We start from the raw sequence: 24,756 nt of genomic DNA, 5'->3' as shown, positions 1-24,756 counted from the left end.
CACGATCGTTCTTTTTGATATCCGAAGCATACACATTAATTTCCTGGAGCGGAAGAGCAATTGCCGCCGCGAACAAAAAACTTCAAGAGGATGCGGCTACCGGGATTCAACGGCGGGGATGTATCGATACTGCAATGCAATATGGAAATTCCGCCAAATGGAACGCCTGTGCGACCGGCCAATGACATTAGCCGGGAATTTCCGCCCGTCGCAGGATAAACCACGAAAGCCCGCCAGGCGTTCCGCGGCGCGGATCGGAATCAGGTCACCAGATGCGGCACCTTCTCGCCACGCAAACCGGCAACCAGGTTGGCCACGGCCAACTCGGCCATCGCCATGCGCGTTTCGTGCGTGGCCGAACCGATATGCGGCAAGGCCACCACGTTGGAAAGCGCCAACAACGGCGAATCGGCCGGCAACGGCTCGACTTCGAACACGTCGAGGCCGGCGGCATGGATGGTCCTGTCCTGCAAGGCCTGGATCAGCGCGGCCTCATCGACGATGCGCCCGCGCGAGGCGTTGATGAAAATGGCGCTGCGCTTCATCAGTCCGAACTCGCGCGCGCCGAACATCTTTTCTGTCTCCGGCGTCAGCGGCAGCATCAGGCAGACGAAGTCGGATTGCGCCAGCAAGGCCTCCTTGCTGACGAAAGTAGCGTCCAGCTCGCGCTCGGCCTCGGGATTGGCCCGCGTGTTGTTGTACAGGATCTTCATGCCAAAACCGTGATGGGCGCGCCGCGCCACCGCGCTGCCGATGCGGCCCATGCCGATCAGGCCCAATGTCTTGCCGTGCACGTTGACGCCGTATTGCGCTTCGCCGATGCTGCCCTTCCAGTTGCCGGCCTTGACGAACTCGGCCAGCTCCACCACGCGGCGCGCGCTGGCCAGGATCAGGGAAAAGATGGTGTCGGCGGTGGCTTCGGTGAGTACGCCTGGGGTATGCGCCAGCATCAGGCCGCGCTGCTTGAAATAGTCCAGGTCGAAATTGTCGACGCCGACCGAGACGGTCGAGGCGATCTTCAATGCCGGCGCGCCCTCCAGCATCTCGTTGGTGATCGGCAGGCTGGCGCCGATCATGCCGTGGGCGGTCTTGAGCGCTTCCAGGAACGCGGCGCGGTTGCCGTCGTTGATGCGGTCGAACAGGGTCACATCGAATTCAGCTTGCAGTTGCTCCGTCAGATGCTCCGGCAATTTCTTGTACACCACCACACGCTGTTTCATCGGTCTTCCTGTCCTGTTGTCCTGTTGAATTGCATTGCTTGGGCCGGATTAGCCCGCGGCCTCCAGCTCCGCACGGGTCGGCAGGCCTTCCATGTCGCCCACCACCTGGATGGCGAAGGCGCCGATGCGGTTGCCGCGCATCACCGCCTGTTCGACCGGCAAGCCTTCCAGCATGCCGCTGATGACGCCGACCGCGAAACCGTCGCCGGCGCCTACCGTATCGACCACTTCCTTGACCTTGACGCCGGCAACCGTGCCTTCACCGTCGGCATTGCGCCAGTACGCGCCCTCGGCGCCGAGCTTGATGACCACCATCGATACGCCGCGCTCCAGGTAGAAGGCGGCAATATCGCGGGCCTGGGTGTAGCCCGTCAGGATTTTTCCTTCGGACAGCCCCGGCAAGACCCAGTCGGCCTTGAAGGCCAGCTCGTTGAGCTTCTGCGCCATTGCCTCCTGCGATGGCCACAGCATGGGACGCAGGTTGGGATCGAAGGAAATCGTCTTGCCGCGCGCGCGCATGAAGTCCAGCGCATGATGGGCGAATTGCATGGTGGTCGCCGACAGCGCCGGCGCAATGCCGGTCGCATGCAGGTGGCGCGCATTGCCGAAATACCGCTCGTCGAAGTCGGCCACCGACAAATGGCTGGCGGCCGAACCCTTGCGGTAATACTCGATCGCCGGATCGGCCCCATCCACCGCCTTGGCCTTCAGCTGGATCGCCGTGCGAAATTCCATGTCGGTGATCACGCGGCTGACATCGACGTTTTCCTGCGCCACGCGCTTCCTGATGAAGCGCCCGAACGAGTCGTTGCCCACGCGGCTGGCCCAGCCCACCTTCAATCCCAGCCGCGCCAGGCCGATGGCCACGTTGGTCTCGGCGCCGGCCAGGCGCCGCGTGTATTTCTCCACATCCTCGAAGGCCCCGACCTCATCGGCCACCAGCAAGGCCAGCGCCTCGCCATAGGTCACCACATCCAGCTGCACTGCATCCGTAGTCATCGTTCTCTTTCCGTCAAACCGAAGCCAGCAGCGCCACGTAGCGCCGCGTGACTTCCTCCAGGTCGCTGCCCACCAGCGGGAACTCGATGGCCCGCTGTATTCCCTTGGGGAAGTGCGACAGCAATTGCGGCCAATGCGCATCCTGCGCTTCCAGCGGCACCGCCTTGAGCTTGCCCTGGTCTTCGCGCACGCCCTTGCAATGCACGTAGCGCACATACGGCGCCAGCGTGCGCGCCGCCAGGTCGGGGTCGATGCCGTGCCAGCGCCAGTTGCCCATATCGAAAGTCATGCCGAAGACATGACCGTTGCCGGTGCACAGGGAAAGGAAGCTGACGATAGGCTCCAGCCTGCCGCCCTGCGCGGTCTGGTCGTTTTCCAGCAACACCTCGACCGGCGCCTTTGACAGGTAACGCAACAATGCCTGCAAGTCGCTGGCCGCCGAGAAATGGCCGAGCGAAACCTTCAGGTAACGCGCGCCCACCTCTTCCGCCTCGGCCATGGCGAGCTCGATCGTCGCCCGGTCGAACTTGCCGTCCGCGCCGAACAGCTCGAACGGCGCCGAGTAGACCGAAAACAGCTTGCGCTGCGCAATGAGCGCGCGCAAGGCCGGCAGGTCCTGCGGGCCGTCGAACAGCTCGCGCCGGATCTCCAGCCCGGCCGCGCCGGCGCCGGCCACTATATGCACCAGGTCGGCATGGCCCACGCGGCGCACCAGATCGGCCCCGTAAGCGGAGGCCGCCACCAGGACGGGAGTCATTTGACCGAACCCGCGCCGATGAACTGCCTGGCTTCCGGCGTCTGCGGATCGGCGAAGAACTCTTTCGACGGCCGCGCCTCCCACACCCGGCCCTGATGCATGAAAACGGTCAGGTCGGCCACGCGGCGGGCGAATTCCATTTCGTGCGTGACCAGCAGCATGGTCATGCCGCCGCGCGCCAGCTCTTCCATCACCTTCAGCACTTCGACCGTCAACTCAGGATCCAGCGCCGAGGTCACCTCGTCGAACAGCATCACCTGCGGCTCCATCGCCAGCGAACGCGCAATCGCCACGCGCTGCTGCTGGCCGCCGGAAAGCTGCTCGGGATAGGCGTCGCGCTTGTGCTCCAGCCCGACCTGCTTGAGCACCTTGATGGCGGTCTCGCGGCTGGCCTCGGTGGCGACCTTCTTGACGATGCGCGGCGAGAGCATGATGTTTTCCTCCACCGTCAGGTGCGGAAACAGGTTGTAGTGCTGGAACACCATGCCCACGTCCTTGCGCAACTCGATCAGGTGCTCATGCTTGTTGGTCAGCTTGTGCCCGGCCACGGTGATGCTGCCGCCGTCGATGGTTTCCAGGCCGTTGATGCAGCGGAGCATGGTGCTCTTGCCGGAGCCGCTGCGGCCGATGATCGCCACCACCTGGCCGCGTTCGACCGACAGCGAGATGCCGTTGAGGACCTGGTTGCTGCCGAAGCTCTTGGTGATGTTGTCAATCTCAACGATGGGCATGTAATTTCCTCTCTAAGGCGAAGCTGAAGCGCGACAGCGGATAGCAGAATACGAAATAAATGGCGGCCACGACCGGGAACACCAGGAACGGCTGGAAGGTCGCGTTGCTGACCAGCTTGCCGGCCTGGGCCAGTTCCACCAGGCCGATGATGGACGCGATCGAGGTGTTCTTGACGATCTGCACCAGGAAGCCCACGGTGGGCGGCAGCGAGATGCGCATGGCCTGCGGCAGGATCACGTAGCGCAGTTGTTGCCAGCGCGTCATGGCCAGCGCGGTCGAGGCTTCCCACTGCGGCACCGGCACGGCCTCGATGCAACCGCGCCAGATCTCGCCCAGGTAGGCGCTGGCATAGATCGTCATGGCGATGGTCGCCGCCACCATCGGCGGCAGCTTGTAGCCGAAGATCGCCAGCCCGTAGAACGACAGGAACAGGATGATCAGCACCGGCGTGCCCTGGATGATCTGGATGTAGACCGCCGAAATGAAACGCAGCGCCTGGATGTGCGAGGTGCGCATCAGGGCCACGATGAAGCCGGCGATGCCGCCGCCGACGAAGGCCAGCGCGGACAGCAGCAGGGTCCACTGCGCCGCTTCCAGCAGGAACAGGAACTGGTCGAAGGAAAATTCTGAAAGCATTACATCCTCCTCGGACGGGGAACGCCCAGACGGCGGCGACGTTTGAACACAACCAGGCCGATCAGCCAGAAGGCCAGTCGGAACAGCAGCGCCAGCGCGATGTAGAGGAACATCACCACCAGGTAGATCTCGAAGCTGCGGAAGGTCTCTGCATCAAGCAGGTTGGCGGTGGCGGTCAGCTCCTCGGCCGAGATCGCCGACACGATGCTGGAGGCCAGCATCATCAGCGTGAACTGGCTCGCCAGCGCCGGATAGACCTTCTCCAGCGCCGGCGTCAACACCACATGCCGGATCACCTGGGCGCGCGTCATGGCCAGCGCCTGCGCCGCCTCGATCTGCGAAGGATGGATCGCCATCATGCCGGCGCGCACGATCTCGGTGGAATAGGCGCCGAGGTTGACCGTCATCGCCACCAGCGCGGCGAGATTGGCATCGACCTGCACCCCGATCGAAGGCAAGCCGAAGAAAATGATGAACAGCTGGACCAGGAACGGCGTGCTGCGGATCAGCTCCACATAGGACGTCACCGCGAAGCGGGCCGGGGCCGAACCGTGAATGCTCACGATCGCTCCGAAGATCCCCACCGCCAAACCGCAAATCATCGACAGCGCGCTCAGCCGTATGGTGAGCAGCGCGCCCATCAGCAACTGGTCCAGATGCTGAAAGATGAACGCGAACTGAAAGTCGTAATGCATTGTGTACTCCTTGCGCTTTCCGCCATCGGGGATAGCGCGACTTCAACTGCACTCTTTGCCTGTTTCCTCCCGCTCGAACCGAACAGGCCCTTCAGGGCCGCATCGCAGGCGCGCCGTCTGTGCGCCTGCGATACGCGGCTACGCCGCTATCCAGTCCGAACGATGATCCAGTCAATCCGAAATAACCGCTCAGAACACCGGCAGGTTCGGCAACGGGCCTGACCACTTGCGCGAGATCGCATCCAGTTCGCCGTTCAGCTTGACGTAGTAGATGAAGTTGTTGAGCCACTGCTGCAGTTCATAGGAGCCCTTGCGCACGGTCATCGAGTTCGGCTGCACCGAGTACGGGAACTTGACTTCGATCTTGCCCTGGCCGCGGGTCTTCACGATTTCGGTCGCCATGGTATTGGGGATCGAGATCGCATCGACCTGGTTGGACAGCAACGCCTGGGTCACGGTGGAGTCGTCCTCGAAGCGAACCAGCACGGTGCCCGGAGGCGCCAGGCGGGTCAGCGCGGTGTCGTTGGTGCTGCCGCGCGAGACACCGACCTTCTTCTTCACCAGGTCATCCAGCTTCTTGTAGTTGGAACCGACCGGACCGACGATGGACAGCTCGAAGCCGCTGTAGGGAATGGTGAACAAGACCGCCTTGGCGCGCTCCGGCGTCGGCGCCAGGGTCGCGGCCAGCATGTCGACCTTGCCCGACTCCAGCGCCGGGATGCGGGCCGGCGGCACCAGCGGGACGATTTCCACCGGCAGGCCGAGGTACTTGCCGATCAGGTTGGCCACATCGACGTCGTAGCCGATCGGCGTGCCCTTGGCATCGACGCTGCCGAACGGCGGGGTGCCGCTGACCACGCCGATGGTGATCTTGCCCTTCTTGGTCAGCTCGGCGATGCTCTGCGCGCTGGCGCTGGCTGCGCCAGCGACCGCGCAGGTCGCGGCCAAGGTCAGCGCGATGAATTTGGTGCTGAAAAGCTTCTTGATGCTCATCCTAGTCTCCTGAAAATGCGCCGTGGGTCACGGCAGTCCGTAAGGCTTGCGCCCCTCTTTATTGCCTGCCTGATATCTCTCAGGTCTGTTGCCCGGCCATCAAGGCCGGTGGTCCTGCAATCCAGTTTTTCGCGCCGATGACGTCATGCCATCTGTCATGCTTTAAGGTCTTACCAGCCGAGTTCAATCTGCCCGGCGTCAACTATCCGGTCTATCCAGTACATCCGGTCAACATCCTTGGTACCGGTTCCAGAATGAATCGCATTGGGCGCCTCATGCGGCAACCGCTCCTTGCGTCATCGCGCCGGCATGCGCGATCTTTTGCGCCGCCCTGCTGCTCAAGGCCATCTCGTCATTGCCGGCCACGCTGCGACTGGAACCGCGACTGATCAGCCGGCCGTCCAGCAGAATCTCCATGCGCACCGAGCGCTCGCCATTGATGCGCACCAGCAGGCGTTCAATGGCCGTAAAGCCGATCTCGTAGGTAGGCTGCTCGATGGTGCTGATGCCGGCGCCCACCAATGGCGACCATGCGAGTTCGTCGAAACTCAGCAGGCCGACATCGTCCGGAAAACGCAGCTTCATGCTCTGCAGCGCCAGCGCGATCTGCAGCGCCACCATGCCGTTGCCGGCCAGGATGGCGATGCGGCCGCCGCTGTCGCTCCGGCGCAGGAAGAATTCGCGCAGCACCGTGGCCGTATGGCCGGGCTGGTCGATGTGCACCTCCAGCGTTTCGCCATGGCAATGCGCATACTGCTCCATCGCCTGCAGAAATCCCGCCTGGCGCCCCTGGCGCGAACTCACGCCGTGCAATGGCTGCACTACCAGGGCGATATCGGTATAACCCTGCTCCAGCAAATGGCGCGTAGCCAGTTGCGCCGCGCCGACGTTATCCAGGCCGACCAGGTCGAAATCGCAACCTTCGACACGACGGTCCAGCAGCACCACCGGAAACGCGGCCTGCCCCAGTTCCTTGAGCGGCGTCACATTGCGTCCCTGCGTATTGAACAGCAGGCCCTCCACGCTGTAGGAATGCAGCGCCGCCAGCGACTGCTTCTCGCGCTGCTCGTCGTTGCCGGTATTGCACAGCATGAGCGTGTAGCCATATTTCTGGCACGCGGCTTCGGCGCCGTGCAGCACCGCCACCGAATACGGATTGAGGATGTCGGCCACCAGCATGCCGATCAGCCGGGTACGCCCGCCCTTGAGGCCGCGCGCCATCTGGCTGGGCTGGTAGCCGAGACGGGCGATGGTCTTGCCGATCTGGTCGCGCAGGCGCGCCGACAGCGCGTCGAACTCGCCGCCGAGAAATCTGGATACGCTGGTTTTCGACACGCCGGCCTCACGCGCAACCTGCGCGATGGTGACCCGGTCGGTGCCGGTCTTCATGCTTTGTCTCACTATTGCCCGCCAAATCAGAGGATCGTTATCGGTCGATTTGTACTTCCCGGGTTCCGGGCTGCTCATTTATTTGAATCTTTTGGAACCGGTTCCAAAAGTAACAGCGAAAAAATCGTTTGGCAAACTAATTTGAGATGAAAAATTTGATGCGGAATGATGAAGCGCCATCACTTCGGATATGGATGGGACAGGCGCTCCCGGGACATTCACCCGAAAGGCGACGGCTTCCGGGCAAGGATGCTGCGACGCATCTCCGGCCGACTGGCTGCATCAGGTTCGGCCGATGCCAGAAATTTGTAAATATTTGTTGCGTCGCACATTAATGAGATAACATAAATAATAACAATTCCTATTCACTAAAATATGCTCTCCTCGCTTTCCCGCGGCTCCGTGGCCATTTTGCTCACATTCCCGCCTTTGCTCGCCGCCACCCAAACAACCGATACGCAATTGCCCACCGTCAACGTGAGCGCCGACGGCGACAACCCCAGCGGCTTCAAGGCCAAGCGCGCCCAGGTCAACAAGTCCGACACGCCGCTGGCGCAAACGCCGCAATCGATCACGGTCGTCACCCGCGCGCTGCTGGACAGCCAGCAGGCGGTGACCATCGCCGACGCCCTCAAGAACGTGCCCGGCGTGGTATCGGGCCAATACGGCCGGCGCGGCTGGGACGACTTCATCATCCGCGGCCAGGTCGCATCCGATTCGCTCTATCTCGACGGTTTGCGCACCACCACATCCAGCCGCGTCGCCGAGCAACTGTCCGGCCTGGAGCAACTGGAAGTGCTCAAGGGGCCGGGATCGCTGCTGTATGGGCAAGTCCTGCCGGGCGGGTTGGTCAACATGGTCAGCAAACGGCCCCAGGGCGAAGATTTCGCCAATGCCGACGTGACCGTGGGCAGCCATGATTTCCGCCAGGCCACGGTGGACCTGAACAAATCGCTGTCCGAGAATGGCAAGCAGGCCTTCCGCCTCAACGGCCTCATCGCCAACAGCAACGATGCGACCGACCATGTCTGGTCCAAAAGCCGTTACATCGCGCCATCGCTGTCGCTGGACCTGGGCCCGCGTACCGACTTCACCATCCTGACCAGCTTCCAGGAGCGCAGCTACGTGCGCCAGCAAGGCTTGCCGCTGTACGGTTCGATCTACAGCAACAGGAACGGCAGCCTGCCGCGTTCGCTGTTTACCGGCGAACCCTCGGCCCGTCCCTACAACGCCACCGAAACCCGCCTCGGCTATACCCTGACCCACCGCTTCGACGATGGCTGGAGCCTGCACCACAACCTGCGCTGGCAGCAGTTCAGCATGAGCGGCCAGTTCGTGGTCAACAACGTCTCCACCGCCACCGGCGCCACCGAAACCCGCACCGCCACCGACCAGACCTTCGAAGGCCAGACCTTCGTCATGGACACCAACCTGCAGAAAAGCGTCAGCACCGGCTTCGGCAAGCATGCGCTGACCTTCGGCACCGACTACATGAACTCGCGCGAAGACGCCACCTCCTACAACTGCTCGGTGCCCGCGCTGAACCTGTACAACCCGGTGTACACCCGCGTCACCTGCCCCGCCACGCCCAACACCAAGACCTCGACCTCGGTGCGCGACACCGGCCTCTACCTGCGCGACACGATCACCTTCGGCCAGCGCTGGCAATTGCTGGCCGGCCTGCGCCACGACATCATCTCGACCTATTCCGACAACCGGCTCACCCGCGTCCACACCGACACCCCGGCGTCGGCCACCACCGGCTCGGCGGCGCTGATGGTCGAAGTGCTGCCCGGCGTGCGGCCGTACCTGAGCTATACCACCTCGTTCAACCCCAACACCGGCACCTCGTCGGCCGGCGCCACCTTCCAGCCTGAAAGCGGCAAGCAATGGGAAGCCGGCGTCAAGTTCGACCTCGACCAGGGACGCACCAGCCTCAACGTCGCCGTCTTCGACCTGCGCCGCAACAACGTGCTCAGCAACGATCCCGCCAATACCAATTTCAAGATCGCCAGCAACCAGCGCTCGCAAGGCGGCGAAATCAGCCTCGCCAGCGATTTGAGCAACGGATTGAGTGTCATGGCCGGCTACTCCTACACCGCCGCGATCACCGCCGACAATCTGGGCAACGCCTCCATCGCCACCGGGCAATGGCTCGACAACGTGCCGCGCCACACCGTCAACGCCAGCGGCCGCTACCGCTTCAGGGGCGCGCTCAACGGCTGGGAGCTCAACGGCGGCGTGCGCGGCCAGAGCATGGTGCGCACCAACGGCTACACCCTGCCCGGCTACGTGCTGGCCGACATCGGCGCGGCCTACAACGCCGAACGCTGGCGCGCGGCGCTGAACGTGAAGAACCTGTTCAATACCGCGTACTACACCGGCGGCCTGGCGCGCGCGGTAGCGCTGGGAGATGACCGTACCGTCATGCTGACGCTGGGATATCGTTATTGAGGCTGCGGCCCGTCCGCCAGGCCCAGCTGGCCGAGCAGCCACCCCCTGAACGTCTCGAAGCCCTCGTGGTGATGCTGGCGGCGCGGATAGGCCAGATAGTGGCCGATGTATTTCACTTCCCGCGTGCCCGACAGCGGCCTGACCAGCTTGCCGGCGGCAAGTTCGCGTTCGGCCATCAAGGTCGACTCCAGCACCACGCCAAGCCCGTCCACCGCGGCGGCGATGGCCATCGAACTGCGATCGAATCGCAAGCCGTAGTGGGCCGGCGCCGCCAGCTCATTGGCCTCGAACCACCCTTTCCATTGAAACCGCTGCACCGCGCACTGGATCAGCGGAAGGCGGTACAAGTCTTGCGGCGACCGGATCTGCCGCGCCAGCTCCGGCGAACACAGCGGCGCCAGGCCTTCGACCGCCAGCGGGATCGACTCGTGCGGCGACGAGCGCGGATCGCCGTAGACGATATCCAGGTCGAAGTCGTCATCGAAACGCGCATATTCGGTGCTGGCCGACACCTGCAGGTCAATATCGGGATATTCGCGGACAAAGCTGGCCAGCCGGGGCAATAGCCATTGCGTGGCAAAACTGGGAGCCGAATGCAGGCGCAAGGGACTGCGCGCCTCATTGGTCACGATGGCGAAGCCGCGCTGCATTTCATCGATGCCGCGCTGCACATGCTCCAGCAACTGCATGCCTTCCCGCGTCAGCCTGACTTCCCTCGTGCTGCGCTGGAACAGCTTGACCGCGATCATCTCCTCCAGCTTGCGAATGGAATGGCTGACGGCGCTGGGCGTGAGGTTCAGTTCCTGGGCCGCCGCCGCGAACGAGAGCGAACGCCCGGCCGCCTCGAAGATCCGCACAAACGGCAAAGGTACTTTACGAAAAGTATTCATTAGTGAACTTGATTCATTAAATACTGAGTTTTTTTCTTTTGTCTCAGCAAAAATCCCTCGCTAGAGTAGCACCGATTCCCACGGGCTCAACGATTGGTGAATTGAGAACATAAGAACGTAATAACGTTGGCCCGGCAACAACCTGATTCCCTTCCTACAGGAGACAGTCATGATGACTTCGGCAACCGCCGGGCCGGCGCACGCCCCGGCGCTGGCAACACTCGCGCACCGCGCTTATCGCATCCGCCGCTTCGCCCTGCGCATGGGCGAAGTCCAGGGCCAGGGCTACATCGGCCAGGCGCTGGGCTGGTCCGACGTGCTCGCCACCGCTTTTTGCCATGCGATGACCTACCGTCCGGACGAACCGGAATGGGAAGGCCGCGACCGTTTTCTCCTTTCCCACGGCCACTATGCGATCGCCTGCTACGCCGCGCTGATCGAAGCCGGCATCATCCCTGAAGAAGAACTGGAAACCTACGGTTCCGATGACAGCCGGCTGCCCATGTCCGGCATGGCGACCTACACCCCCGGCATGGAAATTTCCGGCGGCTCGCTGGGCCAGGGACTGACCATCGCGGTCGGCATGGCGCTGGGCCTGCAGTTGAAGAACAACCCCGCCTTCGTCTACAACTCGATGTCCGACGGTGAGCTGGATGAAGGCGCGGTATGGGAAGCCGCGCTGTCGGCCTCGCACCACGGCCTGTCCAACCTGATCAACCTGGTGGACATCAACCGCCAGCAGGCCGACGGCAACTCCAACGAAATCCTCGGTTTCGAGCCGTTGGCCGACAAGTGGCAGTCGTTTGGCTGGCACGTGGAGCGCGTCAACGGCAATGACCTGCAGGCCGTGGTCGCCGCCTTCGACCGCTGCCGCGCTCTGGCCGAAGCCAAGCCGCGCGTGATCCTGTGCGACACGCTGATGGGCAAAGGCGTGCCTTTCCTTGAGACGCGCGAGAAAAACCACTTTATCCGGGTGGATCCGCAGGAATGGCAACAGGCCATTGCGGTGCTCGATGAAAACCATGCGAAGGGAGAACGTTGATGAACGCCGTTACTGAAAAGAAGCCGCGCCTGACGACCTCGGCGATGATCGCCTCGATCGCCGGCGACGACCAGCCGACCCGTCCGGCCCCGTTTGGCCATGCCCTCGTGGCGGAAGCCGAACGCCGCCAGAATATCGTGGGCATGACCGCCGACCTGTCCAAGTACACCGACCTGCACATCTTCGCGCAGGCCTTCCCCAAGCGCTATTTCCAGATGGGCATGGCCGAGCAACTGCTCATGGGCGCCGCCGGCGGCATGGCCAAGGAAGGCTTCATCCCGTTCGCGACCACCTATGCGGTGTTCGCCACGCGCCGCGCTTACGACTTCATCCACCAGGTGATCGCCGAAGAAAACCTGAACGTGAAGATTTGCGCCGCGCTGCCCGGCCTGACCACCGGCTACGGCCCCAGCCACCAGGCCACCGAAGACCTGGCGATGATGCGCGCCATTCCCAACATGACCGTGATCGATCCCTGCGACGCGCTGGACATCGAGCAGGCAGTGCCCGCCATCGCCGCCCACAACGGCCCGGTCTACATGCGCCTGCTGCGCGGCAAGGTGCCGGCCGTGCTGGACGAATACGACTACAAGTTCGAGCTGGGCAAGGCCAAGATGCTGCGCGACGGCAAGGATGTGCTGATCATTTCCTCCGGCCTGATGACCATGCGCGCGCTGGAAGCGGCCAAGGCACTGGACGACGGTTCGGCCAGCGTGGGCGTGCTGCACGTGCCGACCATCAAGCCGCTGGACGAAGCCGCCATCATTGAACAATGCCGCCGTCCGGGCCGCCTGGTGATCGTCGCCGAGAACCATAGCGTCATCGGCGGCCTGGGCGAGGCCGTCACGCGCGCGCTGGTGATGGCGCGCGTGATGCCGGAGTTCCGCCATGTCGCCTTGCCCGACCAGTTCCTGGATGCGGGCGCGCTGCCCACGCTGCACGACCGCTACGGCATCTCGACCTCGGTACTGGTCGGGAACATCAAGACCTGGCTGAAATAAGGACAAGGAAAACACATCATGGACGTTACCTTCATCGGCGTAGGCGCCATCGGCCTGCCCATGGCGTTGCAGATCAAACAGGCCGGGCACGACGTGACCGGCGTCGAGGTAGTTGAATCCAACCGCGCGCGCGCCGCCGAAAACGGCATCAACGCGGTCGCCGCCTTCGCTGACGCCCCCAGGGCGCAGGCGGTGGTGGTGATGGTCGCCACCCCGCAGCAGTTGGCCGCGGTCGTCGACAACGCCAAGGACGTGGCCGGGCAAATCTGGATCGTCATGTCCACCGTCGGCCCGGCCAGCGTGCGCGAACAAGGCGAACGCCTGCGCGCGGCCGGGGCAAAGGTGGTGGATGCGCCGGTGACCGGCGGCGTCGCCCGCGCCAAGACCGGCAAGCTGGTGATCTTCGCTTCCGGCGCGCAACCGGATATCGATGCCGTGCGCCCGGTGCTCGACGCCATGGGCAGCGTACGCGTGACCGGCCCCAACCTGGGCGACGGCCAGGCCATCAAGGTGGTCAACCAGCACCTGTGTTCGGTGCATATCGTCGCCGCCGCCGAAGCCCTGAACCTGGCGCGTTCGCTGGGCCTGGACCCGGCGGCCGTGCTGGAACTGGTCGAGAACGGCGCCGGCGGTTCCTGGATGCTGTCGGACCGCGGCCCGCGCATGCTGGCCGGCACCGACGTCGAAGTCACCAGCTCGATCAACATCTTCGTCAAGGACAGCGACCTGGTCGCCGCCGCGGCGCAGGAGTGCGGCGCGCAGGTGCCGCTGCTGTCGATCGCCAATGCCAAATACCGCCAGGCGGCCGAGAACGGCCTGGGCCAGCGCGACGACAGCCGGGTCATCGAGACCTGGAAGTAGGCAGCAATTCCGGGGCCATCATGCGTCCCCTTCCCTTGCAACAGAACAATCAACCAGAGAGACAAGACAATGAGCAATCCCCAGGCACGCGGGGGCAAGGCGAACAAGGTCGCCTTTGCCTCCATGATCGGCTCGGCCGTAGAGAGCTACGACTTCTTCATCTACGGCACGGCCGCCGCCGCTTATTTCGGCAAGGTGTTCTTCCACACCAAGGAACCGCTGATCGGCATCCTGGCCTCCTTCGCCACGCTGGCCATCGGCTTCCTGATGCGTCCGCTGGGCGGCTATCTGGCCGGGCACTATGGCGATCGCGTCGGCCGCAAGGCGGTGCTGCTGTGGTCGCTGGTGGCGATGGGCATGGCCACAGTCCTGATCGGGGCGCTGCCGACGTATGAACAGGCCGGCGTGATTGCGCCGATCCTGCTGATTATCCTGCGCATGGTGCAAGGCATCGGCTTCGGCGCGGAATGGGGCGGCGCGGTACTGATGGCGTGCGAACATGCGCCGCCGGAACGGCGCGGCTACTTCGGCGCGGTGCCGCAGATCGGCATCCCGATGGGGCTGCTGCTGGCCAATGGCGCGTTCCTGCTGTCGGGCGAGTTGTTCGAGGGCGACTGGGTGTGGCGCGCGCCGTTCCTGGTGTCCTTCGTGATGGTGGCGGTCGGCATGTTCATCCGCATGAACGTGGAAGAGTCGCCCGAGTTCGAAGCGGCCAAGGCCGAGCAGAAACTGGTCAGGCAACCGGCGCTGGAGGTGATCCGCAACGACTGGCGTTCTATTCTGAAGATCATCGGCGCGCGCCTGGCCGAAACCGGCGGCTACTACATCACCACCAGCTTCATGCTGTCGTACGTGGTGCTGGCTCAAGTGGCCACCACCAAACAGGTGCTCTGGGGCACGCTGATCGGCTCGGCCCTGGGCCTGGTGAGCCACCTGATCTATGGCGCCCTGAGCGACCGGATCGGCCGCCGCCCGGTGTTCATGCTGGGCGCGCTGTTCACCATCGCCTTTGGCATCCCGATGTTCATGCTGATCAACACCGGCTCGGTCATCATGGTCATCACCGCGATCGCGCTGTCGCTGCTGTTGAGCCACGACCCGATCTTCGCGGTGGAATCGAGCTGGTTCTCCGAGCAGTTCCCCGCCAACGTGCGCTCTTCCGGCATTTCGCTGGGCTACAACGGCGCCTCGCTGGTCGCCGGCCTGCTGCCGATGATTGCCACGGCACTGTATGGCGTGACCGGCTGGATCGGCCCCGCCTTGATGTTTTCGGCACTTGGCGTCATTTCCGTCTGTTGCGCCCTTTCCATGCGCGAAACCGCGCCTGCGGTGACCGGCATGGCGAGGTCCGCCAGACGTCCTGAAGTGCGCGTGTAACGTCAGCTGACGTAAAAAAATCCTCGCCAAGGCGAGGATTTTTTTTGAGCCCGGCGCCAGGCAACGCTAATGCCGCCCGCTGATGTTGCCCGCTTATGCCGCCAATTGCTGCATATGCTTGTTCACCGCCTCCAGCACGATCGGATCGAGCCCCTGCCCCTGCGTCTGCTCGATGTGTTCAAGAAACGCCTTGCGCATGCGCGGCTCCCAGAACCGCTTCAGGTGCGCGGCCAGATCCGCCACCGCCTGCTCATGATCGGGCATGGTCGAAAAAAAGGCGCCGATCTGGTTGGCCATCCTGGTCAGGTGCTCGGTATTCATGTCGTCCTCCTGCGGTCTTTGTCTTTTATCCGGAAAAGCATCGAATCATCCACTCAGCGCAGCCGGTGCGGCCTTGCGTACACCACGTGCCCCTGCTTGCGCACGAAACCGAGCAAGGTGACATCGGTTTCTTCCGCCAGCCGGATCGCCAGCGCGGTCGGGGCCGAAATGGCGGCGATGAAGCCGATGCCGACCGTCGCCGCCTTCTGCACCATCTCGTAACTGGCGCGGCTGGTGATGATGGCCGCGCCCGTGGAGAAGTCGGCCCCATCTTCGGCCAGCGCGCCGATCAGCTTGTCCAGCGCATTGTGGCGGCCCACGTCTTCGCGCACCAGGGCGATCTTGCCCTCCGCGTCCAGCCAGGCGGCGGCGTGGGTGGCGCCGGTGATTTGCTGCAATTGCTGGCCGCCCTGCATCTGTTCCAGCGCGGCATGGATCTGGTCTATCGTGAAGCGCGCCCCTTCATGCACCACCGCCTTCGGATGGCGCACCGCCTGCTCCAGCGTCTCGGCGCCGCACAGGCCGCAGCCAGTGCGGCCGGTCAGGTTGCGGCGCTTTTCCTTCAACGCGACGAAGCGCTCGGTGGCGATGCGCATCTGCACCTGTACCCCTTCGCAGCCGGGCACGATCTCGCATTCATACAATTCGCCCGGATCGGCCAGGATGCCTTCGGTCAGCGAAAAGCCGAGCGCGAAGTCTTCCAGGTCGGCCGGCGTGGCCATCATCACGGCATGCGAAATGCCGTTGTATTCCAGCGCGATCGGCACTTCCTCGGCGACGACATCCTCCACCGTCTCGCGCCGGCCGTCGCGCCAGCGCTCGACCGTCACGCGAGCGGAGGTTGCGTATTCGCCGGTGGCTGCGTCGATGTTGGGGGATGGAGGAATGCGTACGTTCATGCTTTCTTGCAATTCAGTTCAGTAATCCGTCATCCCGGCGAAGGCCGGGATCCAGTGGCGTTCGTTATGCATCGACCACCGTTGAACGACACTGGGTCCTGACTTTCGTCAGGACGATGGGGTTGGTTCATTTGGTCACCAATGGTTCGACGCCGGCCGTCTCGCCCTTCAGCAAACCAAGCTGCTCGCGGTTGAAGCGCTGGTAATGCTGCTGCCATTCGGACGGCTGCGACACCGGCAGCACCTGCACCGCCGTCACCTTGTACTCCGGGCAATTGGTGGCCCAGTCGGAGTTGTCGGTGGTGATCACGTTCGCGCCCGATTCCGGGAAGTGGAAAGTGGTGTACACCACGCCCGGCTGCACCTTCCCGGTCACGGTCGCGCGCAGCACGGTCTGGCCGGCGCGCGACTCGATGCCGACCCAGTCGCCTTCGCGGATGCCGCGGTCCTCGGCATCGTGCGGGTGGATCTCCAGGCGGTCTTCGCTATGCCACTGCGAGTTCTCGGTGCGGCGAGTCTGGGCGCCGACGTTGTACTGCGACAGGATGCGGCCGGTAGTCAGGATCAGCGGATAACGCTGCGTCACCTTCTCGTCGGTAGCGAAATACTGCGTATTGAGGAACTTGCCCTTGCCGCGGATGAAGCTGCCGATGTGCATGATCGGCGTGCCTTCCGGCGCGGCGTCGTTGCACGGCCACTGGATGCTGCCCAGCTGGTCCAGCCTGGCGTAGCTGACGCCATGGAAACTCGGCGTCAGCGCGGCGATTTCATCCATGATTTCCGATGGATGATTGTACGGCATCGGGTAGCCCAGCGCTTCGGCCAGCGCCACCGTGACTTCCCAGTCGGACTTGCCGGCCTTGGGCGGCATCACCTTGCGCACGCGCGAGATACGGCGCTCGGCATTGGTGAAGGTGCCGTCCTTCTCCAGGAACGAGGAGCCCGGCAGGAACACATGCGCGTACTTGGCGGTTTCGTTCAGGAACAGGTCCTGCACCACGATGCACTCCATCGACTGCAGCGCGGCGGCCACGTGCTGGGTGTTGGGGTCGGACTGCACAATGTCCTCGCCTTCGCAGTACAGCCCCTTGAAGCTGCCGTCCAGCGCGGCGTCGAACATGTTGGGGATGCGCAAACCCGGCTCGGGATTGAGCGTGACGCCCCATGCCTGCTCGAACTGGCCGCGCACGGTGGAGTCCGAAATGTGGCGGTAGCCCGGCAGCTCGTGCGGGAAGGAACCCATGTCGCACGAGCCCTGCACGTTGTTCTGGCCGCGCAGCGGATTGACGCCCACGCCTTCGCGGCCGACGTTGCCGGTGCACATGGCCAGGTTGGCGATGCCGATCACGGTGGTCGAACCCTGCGCATGCTCGGTCACGCCCAAACCGTAGTAGATCGCCGCGTTGCCGCCGGTTGCGAACAGCCGCGCGGCGCCGCGGATGGTTTCGGCCGGCACGCCGGTGACCTCGGCCATGGCTTCGGGCGAATTGTCCGGGCGCAGCACGAAGGCTTTCCAGTCTTCGTACGATTTCACGTCGCAGCGCTCCTGGATGTAATTCTCCTTCTGCAGCCCTTCGGACAGGATCACATGCGCCAGCGCGGTGATGATGGCGACGTTGGTGCCGGGCTTCAATTTAAGGTGGTAATCGGCCTGCACGTGCGGCGACTTGACCATCTCGGTGGTGCGCGGATCGATCACGATCAGCTTGGCGCCCTGGCGCAAGCGGCGCTTGATCTGCGAGGCGAACACTGGGTGGCCGGAGGCCGGATTGGCGCCCATGATCATGATCACGTCCGACTTCATCACCGAATCGAAGGTCTGGGTTCCGGCCGACTCGCCCAGCGTCTGCTTCAAACCGTAGCCGGTCGGCGAATGGCATACGCGCGCGCAGGTGTCGACGTTGTTGTTGCCGAAGGCGGCGCGCACCAGCTTCTGCACCAGGTAGGTTTCTTCGTTGGTGCAGCGCGAGGAGGTGATGCCGCCGATGGAATCCTTGCCATGCCGGGCCTGGATGCGGCGGAACTCGCTGGCCGCGTACGAAAGCGCCTCCTCCCACGACACTTCGCGCCACGGGTCGCTGATGCTCTTGCGGATCATCGGATTGAGGATGCGGTCCTTGTGCGTCGCATAGCCCCAGGCGAAGCGCCCCTTCACGCACGAGTGGCCGTGGTTGGCCTGGCCGTCCTTGTACGGCACCATGCGCACCACCTCGTTGCCCTTCATCTCGGCCTTGAACGAGCAGCCCACGCCGCAATAGGCGCAGGTGGTGACCGTGCTGTGCTCGGCCTGGCCCAGCATGATCACGCTCTTCTCGGTCAGGGTCGCGGTCGGGCAGGCTTGCACGCAGGCGCCGCAGGAGACGCATTCGGATTCCATGAAGCTGTCCAACTGCCCGGCCGACACGCGCGAGGCGAAGCCGCGGCCGTCGATGGTCAGCGCGAAGGTGCCTTGCGTCTCTTCGCAGGCGCGCACGCAGCGGTTGCAGACGATGCACTTGGACGGGTCGTAGGTGAAATAGGGATTGGACTCGTCCTTCTTCATCTGCAGGTGGTTCTCGCCTTCGTAACCGTAGCGCACCTCGCGCAGGCCGACCGCGCCGGCCATGTCCTGCAGTTCGCAGTTGCCGTTGGTGGGGCAGGTCAGGCAGTCCAGCGGGTGGTCGGAGATGTAGAGCTCCATCACGCCGCGCCGGATCTCGGCCAGCTTGGGCGTCTGCGTCTGCACCTTCATGCCGGGCTCGCAGGGCGTGGTGCAGGAAGCCGGATAGCCCTTCATCTTGCGGCCATCCTTTTCGATCTCCACCAGGCACAGGCGGCAGGAGCCGAACGGCTCCAGGCTGTCGGTGGCGCACAGCTTGGGCACGTTGACGCCGGCCTCGACCGCCGCGCGCATGACCGAGGTGCCGGCCGGCACGGTGATGGCGACGCCGTCGATCTCCAGCGTGACTTCCTGTTCCGAGGCACGCGCCGGCGTGCCGTAATCCGTTTCATTGAGCTGGTTCATGGTGCAACTCCTTACGTATTCTTACGTCTTCGATACAGAGGTCAGGCCGCCTTCTCACTGGGCGTGCCGAAGTCTTCCGGGAAATGGTTCAGCGCAGAGAGCACCGGGAACGGCGTCATGCCGCCCATGGCGCACAGCGAGCCGTTGAGCATGGTGTCGCACAGGCTGCGCAGCAGATGCACCTGCTGCGGCCGGTCCGCATTGTTCTGGCCTGCGACAATCTTGTCGATCACTTCCACGCCGCGGGTGGAGCCGATACGGCACGGGGTGCACTTGCCGCAGGACTCGATGGCGCAGAACTCCATCGCATAGCGCGCCTGCCTGGCCATGTCGACCGTATCGTCGAAGACCACCAGGCCGCCGTGGCCGATCATGGCGCCGATGGCGGCGAAGGCTTCGTAGTCCAGCGGCGTATCGAACTGGCTGGGCGGCATATAAGCGCCCAGCGGGCCGCCCACCTGCACCGCGCGGATCGGCCGGCCGCTTTCGCTGCCGCCGCCGAAGTCTTCCAGCAACTGGCGCAGGGTCAGGCCGAAAGCCTTCTCCACCAGTCCGCCATGCTTGATGTTGCCGGCCAGTTGGAACGGCAGCGTGCCCATCGAACGGCCGACGCCGTAGTTCTTGTAGAAGTCGGCGCCGCGCGCCAGGATGACCGGCACCGAGGCCAGCGAGATCAGGTTGTTGATCACCGTCGGCTTGCCGAACAAGCCCTCCAGCGCCGGCAACGGCGGCTTGGCGCGCACCACGCCGCGCTTGCCTTCGATGCTCTCCAGCATGGCGGTCTCTTCGCCGCAGATGTAGGCGCCGGCGCCCTTGCGCACTTCCAGCCGGAAGGCTTTTCCGGAGCCCAGGATGTTGTCGCCCAAATAGCCCTTCTCCGTGGCTATGGCGATGGCCTGGTTCAATGTGGCGATGGCATGCGGATATTCCGAGCGCACGTAGATGTAGCCCTCGGTCGCGCCGACCGCGATGGCGGCGATGGTCATGCCTTCGATCAGCATGAACGGGTCACCCTCCATCACCATGCGGTCGGAGAAGGTGCCAGAGTCGCCCTCGTCGGCATTGCACACCACATACTTCTGCGCCGCCCGGGCGCCGGCCACGGTCTGCCACTTGATGCCGGTCGGGAACGCCGCGCCGCCGCGTCCGCGCAAGCCGGAATCGAGCACCTGCCGCACCACCGACTCGGGCGCCATGGCCAGCGCATTCTTCAGGCCGACATAACCTTCATGGGCGAGATAGTCGTCCAGCGACAGCGGATCGGTGATGCCCACGCGCGCGAAGGTCAGGCGTTCCTGGTTCTTCAGGTACGGGATTTCCTCGGTCGGCCCCTGCCGCAACGAATGCGCGCCGCCGGCCAGGAAGCCGGCGTCGAACATCCCGGCCACGTCGTCCATGCCAACCGGGCCGTACGCCACGCGGCCGGCAGCGGTCGCCACTTCCACCAGCGGCTCCAGCCAGAACATACCGCGCGAACCGTTGCGCACCAGCTTGATCTTGACGCCGCGCTTGCCGGCTTCAGCGGCGATGGCGGCAGCCACGTCATTGGCGCCCAGGGCGAGCGCGGTGGAGTCGCGCGGCACATAGACGGTGATGGTGTCCAGAGTCTGGGTCTGCATCATGCCTCCCGCTTGGCCTGCACCAGGCGCTGGAATTTGTCGGCGCCCACGCGCGCGTGCAGGTCATCGTCGATCATGATGTTGGGGCCGCAGGCGCATTGCCCCAGGCAATACACCGGCTCCAGCGTGAACTGGCCATCGGCCGTGGTTTCATGGAAAGCGCAACCGAGCATCTCCTGCGCATGCCCGGCCAGCGCGTCGGCGCCGCGCGCCTGGCAAGCCTCCGCGCGGCACACCTGCACCACGTGCCTGCCCGGCGGCTGCTGGCGGAAAAAATGATAGAACGAAACCACGCCGTGCACTTCGGCGCGCGAAACGTTGAGCCCGTCGGCGACCATCGGCACCACGTCCGATGGGATGTAGCCGAGCTTCTCCTGGATGCCGTGCAGGATGGGCAGCATGGCGCCCGCCATCCCCTTGCGTTCGGCGATGATGGCGCGCACCGCCGCCACATCGAAGTCTTGTTGCCTGTTCATTGAAGTCTCCTGCCTCGCTATGAAACGCCGCCGTTCGTTGCGAATCTTGTCATCGGCGCTTCGGGAACAAATGAAACCGGGTACGGCGCGCCTCAGGGAGGCGCGGCCTGCTTGAAACGCATCGTTGCTGAAAGCCCGGAAAGGACGGGAAGAACGGGAAGAAAAGGCATGCCTGCCGCAAATGCCGGCAAAAGCCGCGCCATCGAGCCACTGCCGATGGCCTCGCGGATGGATACAGCCGGTCTCCGTTTATGCATGTTCTCCCTGCCTTTGCGGGTTGGTACAGAACACTGGGGATGTGGCGTTCGCATGCGCCTGGTAGGCACACGCCACTCCTGATTTTTCGATAGTCTCGCTGACACAACCCGCCTGCGGATCGCTGCCCCTTGCGGGTTGTGTCAGCGGCTTTCGCCGCTGCCGGCGTCGTTGCTGGCGCCGGGTACTTCTTGTTGCGTCAAGTCCCGGTCAACGGAACAGCACGGCCGACTTCTGCAGCGTCAACGTCACGCCCCAGATCAGCGGGATCCCCACTGCCAGCCATGCCAGCGCGATCACCACCGGATTGCCGCCGGTGCCGATCTTGGACATGTCGCCCGACGCAACGGTCGCGACCGCTTCGGCTGCCGACTTTTCGTGCGCCAGCTGCTTCTCGCGCGCCAGCTCTTCCGGCGTCATGAAGTGCTTGGCGGCGACCGGGCGGATCAGCAGGTTGCAGATCAGGCCCAGCACCAGCATGCCGGCCAGGATGTACATCGTGGTGTTGTAGACCGACTCGCGCGGCATGCCCAGCGACAGCTGGTATTCGCGCATGTAGTTCACCACCACCGGGCCCAGGATGCCGGCAGTCGCCCACGCGGTCAGCAGGCGGCCGTGGATCGCACCCACCATCTGGGTGCCGAACAGGTCGGCCAGGTAGGCCGGCACGGTCGAGAAGCCGCCGCCATACATCGACAGGATGATGCAGACCGCAGCCACGAACAGGGCGATGCTGCCCGCCCTGGCCGACCATGGCAGGCTCACGTACAGCACGAAGCCCAGCACGAAGAAGATCGCATAGGTCATCTTGCGGCCGAAGAAGTCGGAGCACGAGGCCCAGGCGAAACGGCCGCCGATGTTGAACAGGCTGATCAGGCCGGTAAAGCCCGCTGCCAGCGCGGCGATGGCGGTCTTCTGTTCGGGCGAGAGGTCGTTGAAGCCGACATTGACACCCAGCAGGTGGCCGCCGAAGACTTCCTGCAGCATCGGCGAAGCGATGCCGATCACGCCGATGCCGGCCGACACGTTCAGGCACAGCACCAGCCACACCAGCCAGAACTGCGGGATACCCCAGACCTTGGAAACGTGCACGTGGTTCTGGGTGATCATGGTGTTGTTGTTGGCAACCGGCGGCGTCCAGCCGGCCGGCTTCCAGCCCGAAGGCGGAACGCGGTAGCCGAAGGCGCCTGCCATCATGAACACGAAATAGATCGCGGCCATGGCGACGAAGGTTTCCCATACGCCGACCGAGGTCGGGGTGGCGAATTTCTTCATCAGCATGTCGGCCAGCGGGCTGCCGACCAGCGCGCCGCCGCCGAAGCCCATGATGGCCATGCCGGTGGCCATGCCGCGGCGATCCGGGAACCACTTGATCAGGGTCGACACCGGCGAGATGTAGCCCAGGCCAAGTCCGATGCCGCCGATCACCCCGGAGCCCAGCCACATCAGCCACAGCTGGTGGGTCTTGACGCCGACGGCCGAGATCAGCAGGCCGCCGCACCAGCACAGCGCTGCCACGACGCCGGCCTTGCGCGGGCCGGCGTGTTCCAGCCAGCCGCCCCAGATCGCCGCGGAAATGCCGAGCAGGACGAAGAACATGGTGTACATCCAGCCCAGCATGGAGATTTTCCAGTCGCAGGAGGATGAGAAGATTTGCGCGAAGAAGCCGACATCGGCGCCGCAAGCGATCGGCGCGGTCACGCCCAAGGCCTTGGACAGCGGCAGCCAGAACACGGAAAAGCCGTAGGCCATGCCGATACAAAGGTGGATTGCAAGTGCAGCCGGGGGCACCAACCAGCGGTTGAAGCCAGGCTTGGCAACCGTATGTTCCTTGTTCAGGAAATCGAAAGCCATTATTCCTCCGAATAATTATTGATGATGTGGATCGAGAGGGAGGCCATTGCAAAGCCGGTAGGAACGGCAAGCCGATCCATCTTTGCAATCAGGTTCCTCCCTGTTTATATATGTACAACACTACATATATTTTTTATGATTTATGTAGGCTGCAGCGAAATTATCACCTAAAAACAAGCGACTCAATATGCTATATTTTTCATAAATGTACAAAGTCCACATCAAGCCGCACTGGGAAATCGCCTACGACAACGAGGCCCCGCTCGATACGGCCAACCTGCTCACGCTGCTGACTGCCATCCAGCAAAGCGGCTCGATCGCGCAAGCCGCCCAGCAGATCCGCTATTCGTACCGGCATGCATGGGGCCTGCTGCGCGACGCCGAGCGCATCTTCGGCAACCGCCTGATCGACAGCGGCCGCGGCCGCGGCACCACCCTCACCCCCTTCGCCAACAAGTTGCTGTGGGCCGACCGCCTGGTGGCGGCGCGCCTGTCGCCCACGCTCGACAGCCTGGCGTCGGAACTGGAGATCGAACTGGGCAAGACGGTGGAAGGCAAGTCGGAAACGGTGCGCCTGAACGCCAGCCACGGTTTCGCGGTGGCCGCGTTGCTGGGCAAGATCAATGAGGCGCGGCTGCCGGTGGAAGTGCGCTACCGCCACAGCACCGATGCCGTGGCCGCGCTGTCGCGCCAGGAATGCGACCTGGCCGGCTTTCATGTGCCGCTGGGCGAATTCGAGCGGCCGGCGATCGCCACCTACGCCAAATGGCTCAACAAGCGCAGCGACTGCCTGATCCACCTGGCGGTGCGCAACCAGGGCCTGTTCGTGGCGCCGGGCAATCCCAAGAACGTGCAATCGCTGGCCGACCTCACGCGCGGCGACCTGCGCTTCGTCAATCGCGAAGCCGGCTCGGGCACGCGCATGCTGCTGGAACTGATGCTGTCCGGCGCCGGCATCGCCCGCAAGAAGATCAACGGCTTCGAGAACACCGAATTCACGCATTCGGCGGTGGCGGCTTTCATCGCCAGCGGCATGGCCGACGTCGGCTTCGGCGTGCAGACCGCGTCCCAGCGCTTCGGGCTGGAATTCATCCCGCTGGTGCGCGAGCGCTATTTCTTCGCGCTGCCGGCGGCGTCGCTGCACGACCCGCTGATCCGCGCGGTGATCGACATCCTGCAATCGGACGCCTTCCGCGCCGCGGTCAACAACCTGGCCGGTTACGACGCCACCGACACCGGCAAGATCCAGACGCTGAAAGAAGCCTTCGGCTGAACCGCCGAC

The 24,756-nt window shown here is 63.9% G+C and carries 21 protein-coding genes; 6 read left to right on the top strand and 15 right to left on the bottom strand.

What is annotated here, in order from left to right; translation table 11 throughout:
- Window positions 1-260: 260 nt before the first annotated feature.
- The 8 genes from FB597_RS12085 to FB597_RS12050 form a co-directional block, all read right to left on the bottom strand.
- Window positions 261-1,220: a D-glycerate dehydrogenase gene (locus tag FB597_RS12085; protein WP_144769654.1), complete on the bottom strand. Its 960-nt coding sequence runs from the start codon at window positions 1,218-1,220 to the stop codon at window positions 261-263.
- Window positions 1,221-1,268: 48 nt separating this feature from the next.
- Window positions 1,269-2,219, bottom strand: coding sequence for a sugar kinase (locus FB597_RS12080; protein WP_141912564.1), 951 nt, complete (start codon window positions 2,217-2,219; stop codon window positions 1,269-1,271).
- Between the two features lie 13 nt (window positions 2,220-2,232).
- Window positions 2,233-2,976, bottom strand: coding sequence for a sugar phosphate isomerase/epimerase (locus FB597_RS12075; RefSeq protein WP_144769653.1), 744 nt, complete (start codon window positions 2,974-2,976; stop codon window positions 2,233-2,235).
- Entirely contained in the window at window positions 2,973-3,707 is a 735-nt protein-coding gene (locus FB597_RS12070; RefSeq protein ID WP_141912558.1) for an amino acid ABC transporter ATP-binding protein, read from the bottom strand. The genes FB597_RS12075 and FB597_RS12070 overlap by 4 nt, the downstream gene beginning before the upstream one ends.
- A complete protein-coding gene (locus tag FB597_RS12065) occupies window positions 3,694-4,344 on the bottom strand; it encodes an amino acid ABC transporter permease (protein ID WP_141912555.1) in 651 nt (216 codons plus the stop codon). The genes FB597_RS12070 and FB597_RS12065 overlap by 14 nt, the downstream gene beginning before the upstream one ends.
- Window positions 4,344-5,039 (bottom strand): amino acid ABC transporter permease, encoded by a 696-nt coding sequence (locus tag FB597_RS12060; protein WP_141912552.1) that lies wholly within the window; start codon window positions 5,037-5,039, stop codon window positions 4,344-4,346. The genes FB597_RS12065 and FB597_RS12060 overlap by 1 nt, the downstream gene beginning before the upstream one ends.
- A gap of 189 nt (window positions 5,040-5,228) precedes the next feature.
- Window positions 5,229-6,032 (bottom strand): transporter substrate-binding domain-containing protein, encoded by an 804-nt coding sequence (locus FB597_RS12055; RefSeq protein WP_141912550.1) that lies wholly within the window; start codon window positions 6,030-6,032, stop codon window positions 5,229-5,231.
- Window positions 6,033-6,305: 273 nt separating this feature from the next.
- A complete protein-coding gene (locus tag FB597_RS12050) occupies window positions 6,306-7,421 on the bottom strand; it encodes a LacI family DNA-binding transcriptional regulator (protein ID WP_186442775.1) in 1,116 nt (371 codons plus the stop codon).
- A 462-nt stretch (window positions 7,422-7,883) separates the two neighbouring features.
- Between FB597_RS12050 and FB597_RS12045 the strand changes: the two genes are divergently transcribed.
- Complete coding sequence (locus FB597_RS12045; protein WP_370454684.1) at window positions 7,884-9,875, top strand: TonB-dependent siderophore receptor; 1,992 nt, start codon at window positions 7,884-7,886, stop codon at window positions 9,873-9,875.
- On the opposite strand, the gene FB597_RS12040 is transcribed toward FB597_RS12045, so the two are convergent.
- Window positions 9,869-10,765, bottom strand: coding sequence for a LysR substrate-binding domain-containing protein (locus tag FB597_RS12040; RefSeq protein ID WP_144769650.1), 897 nt, complete (start codon window positions 10,763-10,765; stop codon window positions 9,869-9,871). The genes FB597_RS12045 and FB597_RS12040 overlap by 7 nt on opposite strands.
- A gap of 172 nt (window positions 10,766-10,937) precedes the next feature.
- Between FB597_RS12040 and FB597_RS12035 the strand changes: the two genes are divergently transcribed.
- The 4 genes from FB597_RS12035 (at window position 10,938) to FB597_RS12020 (ending at window position 15,046) form a co-directional block, all read left to right on the top strand.
- Window positions 10,938-11,807: a transketolase gene (locus tag FB597_RS12035; protein WP_141913334.1), complete on the top strand. Its 870-nt coding sequence runs from the start codon at window positions 10,938-10,940 to the stop codon at window positions 11,805-11,807.
- Window positions 11,807-12,808: a transketolase family protein gene (locus FB597_RS12030; RefSeq protein WP_141912540.1), complete on the top strand. Its 1,002-nt coding sequence runs from the start codon at window positions 11,807-11,809 to the stop codon at window positions 12,806-12,808. Before FB597_RS12035 ends, FB597_RS12030 begins: the two co-directional genes overlap by 1 nt.
- Window positions 12,809-12,826: 18 nt before the next feature.
- A complete protein-coding gene (locus FB597_RS12025; protein WP_144769649.1) occupies window positions 12,827-13,669 on the top strand; it encodes an NAD(P)-dependent oxidoreductase in 843 nt (280 codons plus the stop codon).
- Between the two features lie 69 nt (window positions 13,670-13,738).
- Window positions 13,739-15,046, top strand: coding sequence for an MFS transporter (locus FB597_RS12020; RefSeq protein WP_144769648.1), 1,308 nt, complete (start codon window positions 13,739-13,741; stop codon window positions 15,044-15,046).
- Between the two features lie 93 nt (window positions 15,047-15,139).
- Here FB597_RS12020 and FB597_RS12015 read toward each other — a convergent pair whose 3' ends face one another.
- The 6 genes from FB597_RS12015 to FB597_RS11990 all read right to left on the bottom strand — a co-directional run bounded on the left by FB597_RS12015 (window position 15,140) and on the right by FB597_RS11990 (window position 23,474).
- Window positions 15,140-15,367: a formate dehydrogenase subunit delta gene (locus FB597_RS12015; RefSeq protein ID WP_141912532.1), complete on the bottom strand. Its 228-nt coding sequence runs from the start codon at window positions 15,365-15,367 to the stop codon at window positions 15,140-15,142.
- A gap of 53 nt (window positions 15,368-15,420) precedes the next feature.
- The gene (fdhD, locus tag FB597_RS12010; protein WP_144769647.1) at window positions 15,421-16,266 is read right to left on the bottom strand and encodes a formate dehydrogenase accessory sulfurtransferase FdhD; all 846 of its coding nucleotides are present in this window, start codon (window positions 16,264-16,266) and stop codon (window positions 15,421-15,423) included.
- Between the two features lie 127 nt (window positions 16,267-16,393).
- A complete protein-coding gene (gene fdhF / locus FB597_RS12005; protein ID WP_144769646.1) occupies window positions 16,394-19,270 on the bottom strand; it encodes a formate dehydrogenase subunit alpha in 2,877 nt (958 codons plus the stop codon).
- 41 nt (window positions 19,271-19,311) lie between these two features.
- Entirely contained in the window at window positions 19,312-20,889 is a 1,578-nt protein-coding gene (locus FB597_RS12000) for an NADH-quinone oxidoreductase subunit NuoF (protein ID WP_144769645.1), read from the bottom strand.
- Window positions 20,889-21,365: a formate dehydrogenase subunit gamma gene (locus FB597_RS11995; RefSeq protein ID WP_141912524.1), complete on the bottom strand. Its 477-nt coding sequence runs from the start codon at window positions 21,363-21,365 to the stop codon at window positions 20,889-20,891. Before FB597_RS11995 ends, FB597_RS12000 begins: the two co-directional genes overlap by 1 nt.
- A gap of 465 nt (window positions 21,366-21,830) precedes the next feature.
- Window positions 21,831-23,474, bottom strand: a complete 1,644-nt coding sequence (locus tag FB597_RS11990; protein ID WP_144769644.1) for an OFA family MFS transporter — start codon at window positions 23,472-23,474, stop codon at window positions 21,831-21,833.
- A 205-nt stretch (window positions 23,475-23,679) separates the two neighbouring features.
- On the opposite strand from FB597_RS11990, the gene FB597_RS11985 reads away from it, so the two are divergent.
- On the top strand, window positions 23,680-24,747 hold the full coding sequence (locus FB597_RS11985) for a substrate-binding domain-containing protein (RefSeq protein WP_144769643.1): 1,068 nt from the start codon (window positions 23,680-23,682) through the stop codon (window positions 24,745-24,747).
- Window positions 24,748-24,756 lie beyond the last annotated feature (9 nt).

The organism is Herbaspirillum sp. SJZ099 (assembly GCF_007828355.1).
Lineage (GTDB): Bacteria > Pseudomonadota > Gammaproteobacteria > Burkholderiales > Burkholderiaceae_D > Herbaspirillum.
This window is presented reverse-complemented; position numbering and strand designations above follow the sequence as displayed.

What these genes read in the sequence shown, in the direction of transcription:
- FB597_RS12075 (WP_144769653.1), bottom strand. Translation starts at nt 2,976, where the DNA reads ATGACTCCCGTCCTGGTGGCGGCCTCCGCTTACGGGGCCGATCTGGTG.
- FB597_RS12085 (WP_144769654.1), bottom strand. Translation starts at nt 1,220, where the DNA reads ATGAAACAGCGTGTGGTGGTGTACAAGAAATTGCCGGAGCATCTGACG.
- FB597_RS12020 (WP_144769648.1), top strand. Translation starts at nt 13,739, where the DNA reads ATGAGCAATCCCCAGGCACGCGGGGGCAAGGCGAACAAGGTCGCCTTT.
- FB597_RS12065 (WP_141912555.1), bottom strand. Translation starts at nt 4,344, where the DNA reads ATGCTTTCAGAATTTTCCTTCGACCAGTTCCTGTTCCTGCTGGAAGCG.
- FB597_RS11990 (WP_144769644.1), bottom strand. Translation starts at nt 23,474, where the DNA reads ATGGCTTTCGATTTCCTGAACAAGGAACATACGGTTGCCAAGCCTGGC.
- fdhD (WP_144769647.1), bottom strand. Translation starts at nt 16,266, where the DNA reads ATGAACGTACGCATTCCTCCATCCCCCAACATCGACGCAGCCACCGGC.
- FB597_RS11985 (WP_144769643.1), top strand. Translation starts at nt 23,680, where the DNA reads ATGTACAAAGTCCACATCAAGCCGCACTGGGAAATCGCCTACGACAAC.
- FB597_RS12035 (WP_141913334.1), top strand. Translation starts at nt 10,938, where the DNA reads ATGACTTCGGCAACCGCCGGGCCGGCGCACGCCCCGGCGCTGGCAACA.
- FB597_RS12000 (WP_144769645.1), bottom strand. Translation starts at nt 20,889, where the DNA reads ATGCAGACCCAGACTCTGGACACCATCACCGTCTATGTGCCGCGCGAC.
- fdhF (WP_144769646.1), bottom strand. Translation starts at nt 19,270, where the DNA reads ATGAACCAGCTCAATGAAACGGATTACGGCACGCCGGCGCGTGCCTCG.
- FB597_RS11995 (WP_141912524.1), bottom strand. Translation starts at nt 21,365, where the DNA reads ATGAACAGGCAACAAGACTTCGATGTGGCGGCGGTGCGCGCCATCATC.
- FB597_RS12050 (WP_186442775.1), bottom strand. Translation starts at nt 7,421, where the DNA reads ATGAAGACCGGCACCGACCGGGTCACCATCGCGCAGGTTGCGCGTGAG.
- FB597_RS12070 (WP_141912558.1), bottom strand. Translation starts at nt 3,707, where the DNA reads ATGCCCATCGTTGAGATTGACAACATCACCAAGAGCTTCGGCAGCAAC.
- FB597_RS12025 (WP_144769649.1), top strand. Translation starts at nt 12,827, where the DNA reads ATGGACGTTACCTTCATCGGCGTAGGCGCCATCGGCCTGCCCATGGCG.
- FB597_RS12080 (WP_141912564.1), bottom strand. Translation starts at nt 2,219, where the DNA reads ATGACTACGGATGCAGTGCAGCTGGATGTGGTGACCTATGGCGAGGCG.
- FB597_RS12040 (WP_144769650.1), bottom strand. Translation starts at nt 10,765, where the DNA reads ATGAATACTTTTCGTAAAGTACCTTTGCCGTTTGTGCGGATCTTCGAG.
- FB597_RS12030 (WP_141912540.1), top strand. Translation starts at nt 11,807, where the DNA reads ATGAACGCCGTTACTGAAAAGAAGCCGCGCCTGACGACCTCGGCGATG.
- FB597_RS12060 (WP_141912552.1), bottom strand. Translation starts at nt 5,039, where the DNA reads ATGCATTACGACTTTCAGTTCGCGTTCATCTTTCAGCATCTGGACCAG.
- FB597_RS12015 (WP_141912532.1), bottom strand. Translation starts at nt 15,367, where the DNA reads ATGAATACCGAGCACCTGACCAGGATGGCCAACCAGATCGGCGCCTTT.
- FB597_RS12055 (WP_141912550.1), bottom strand. Translation starts at nt 6,032, where the DNA reads ATGAGCATCAAGAAGCTTTTCAGCACCAAATTCATCGCGCTGACCTTG.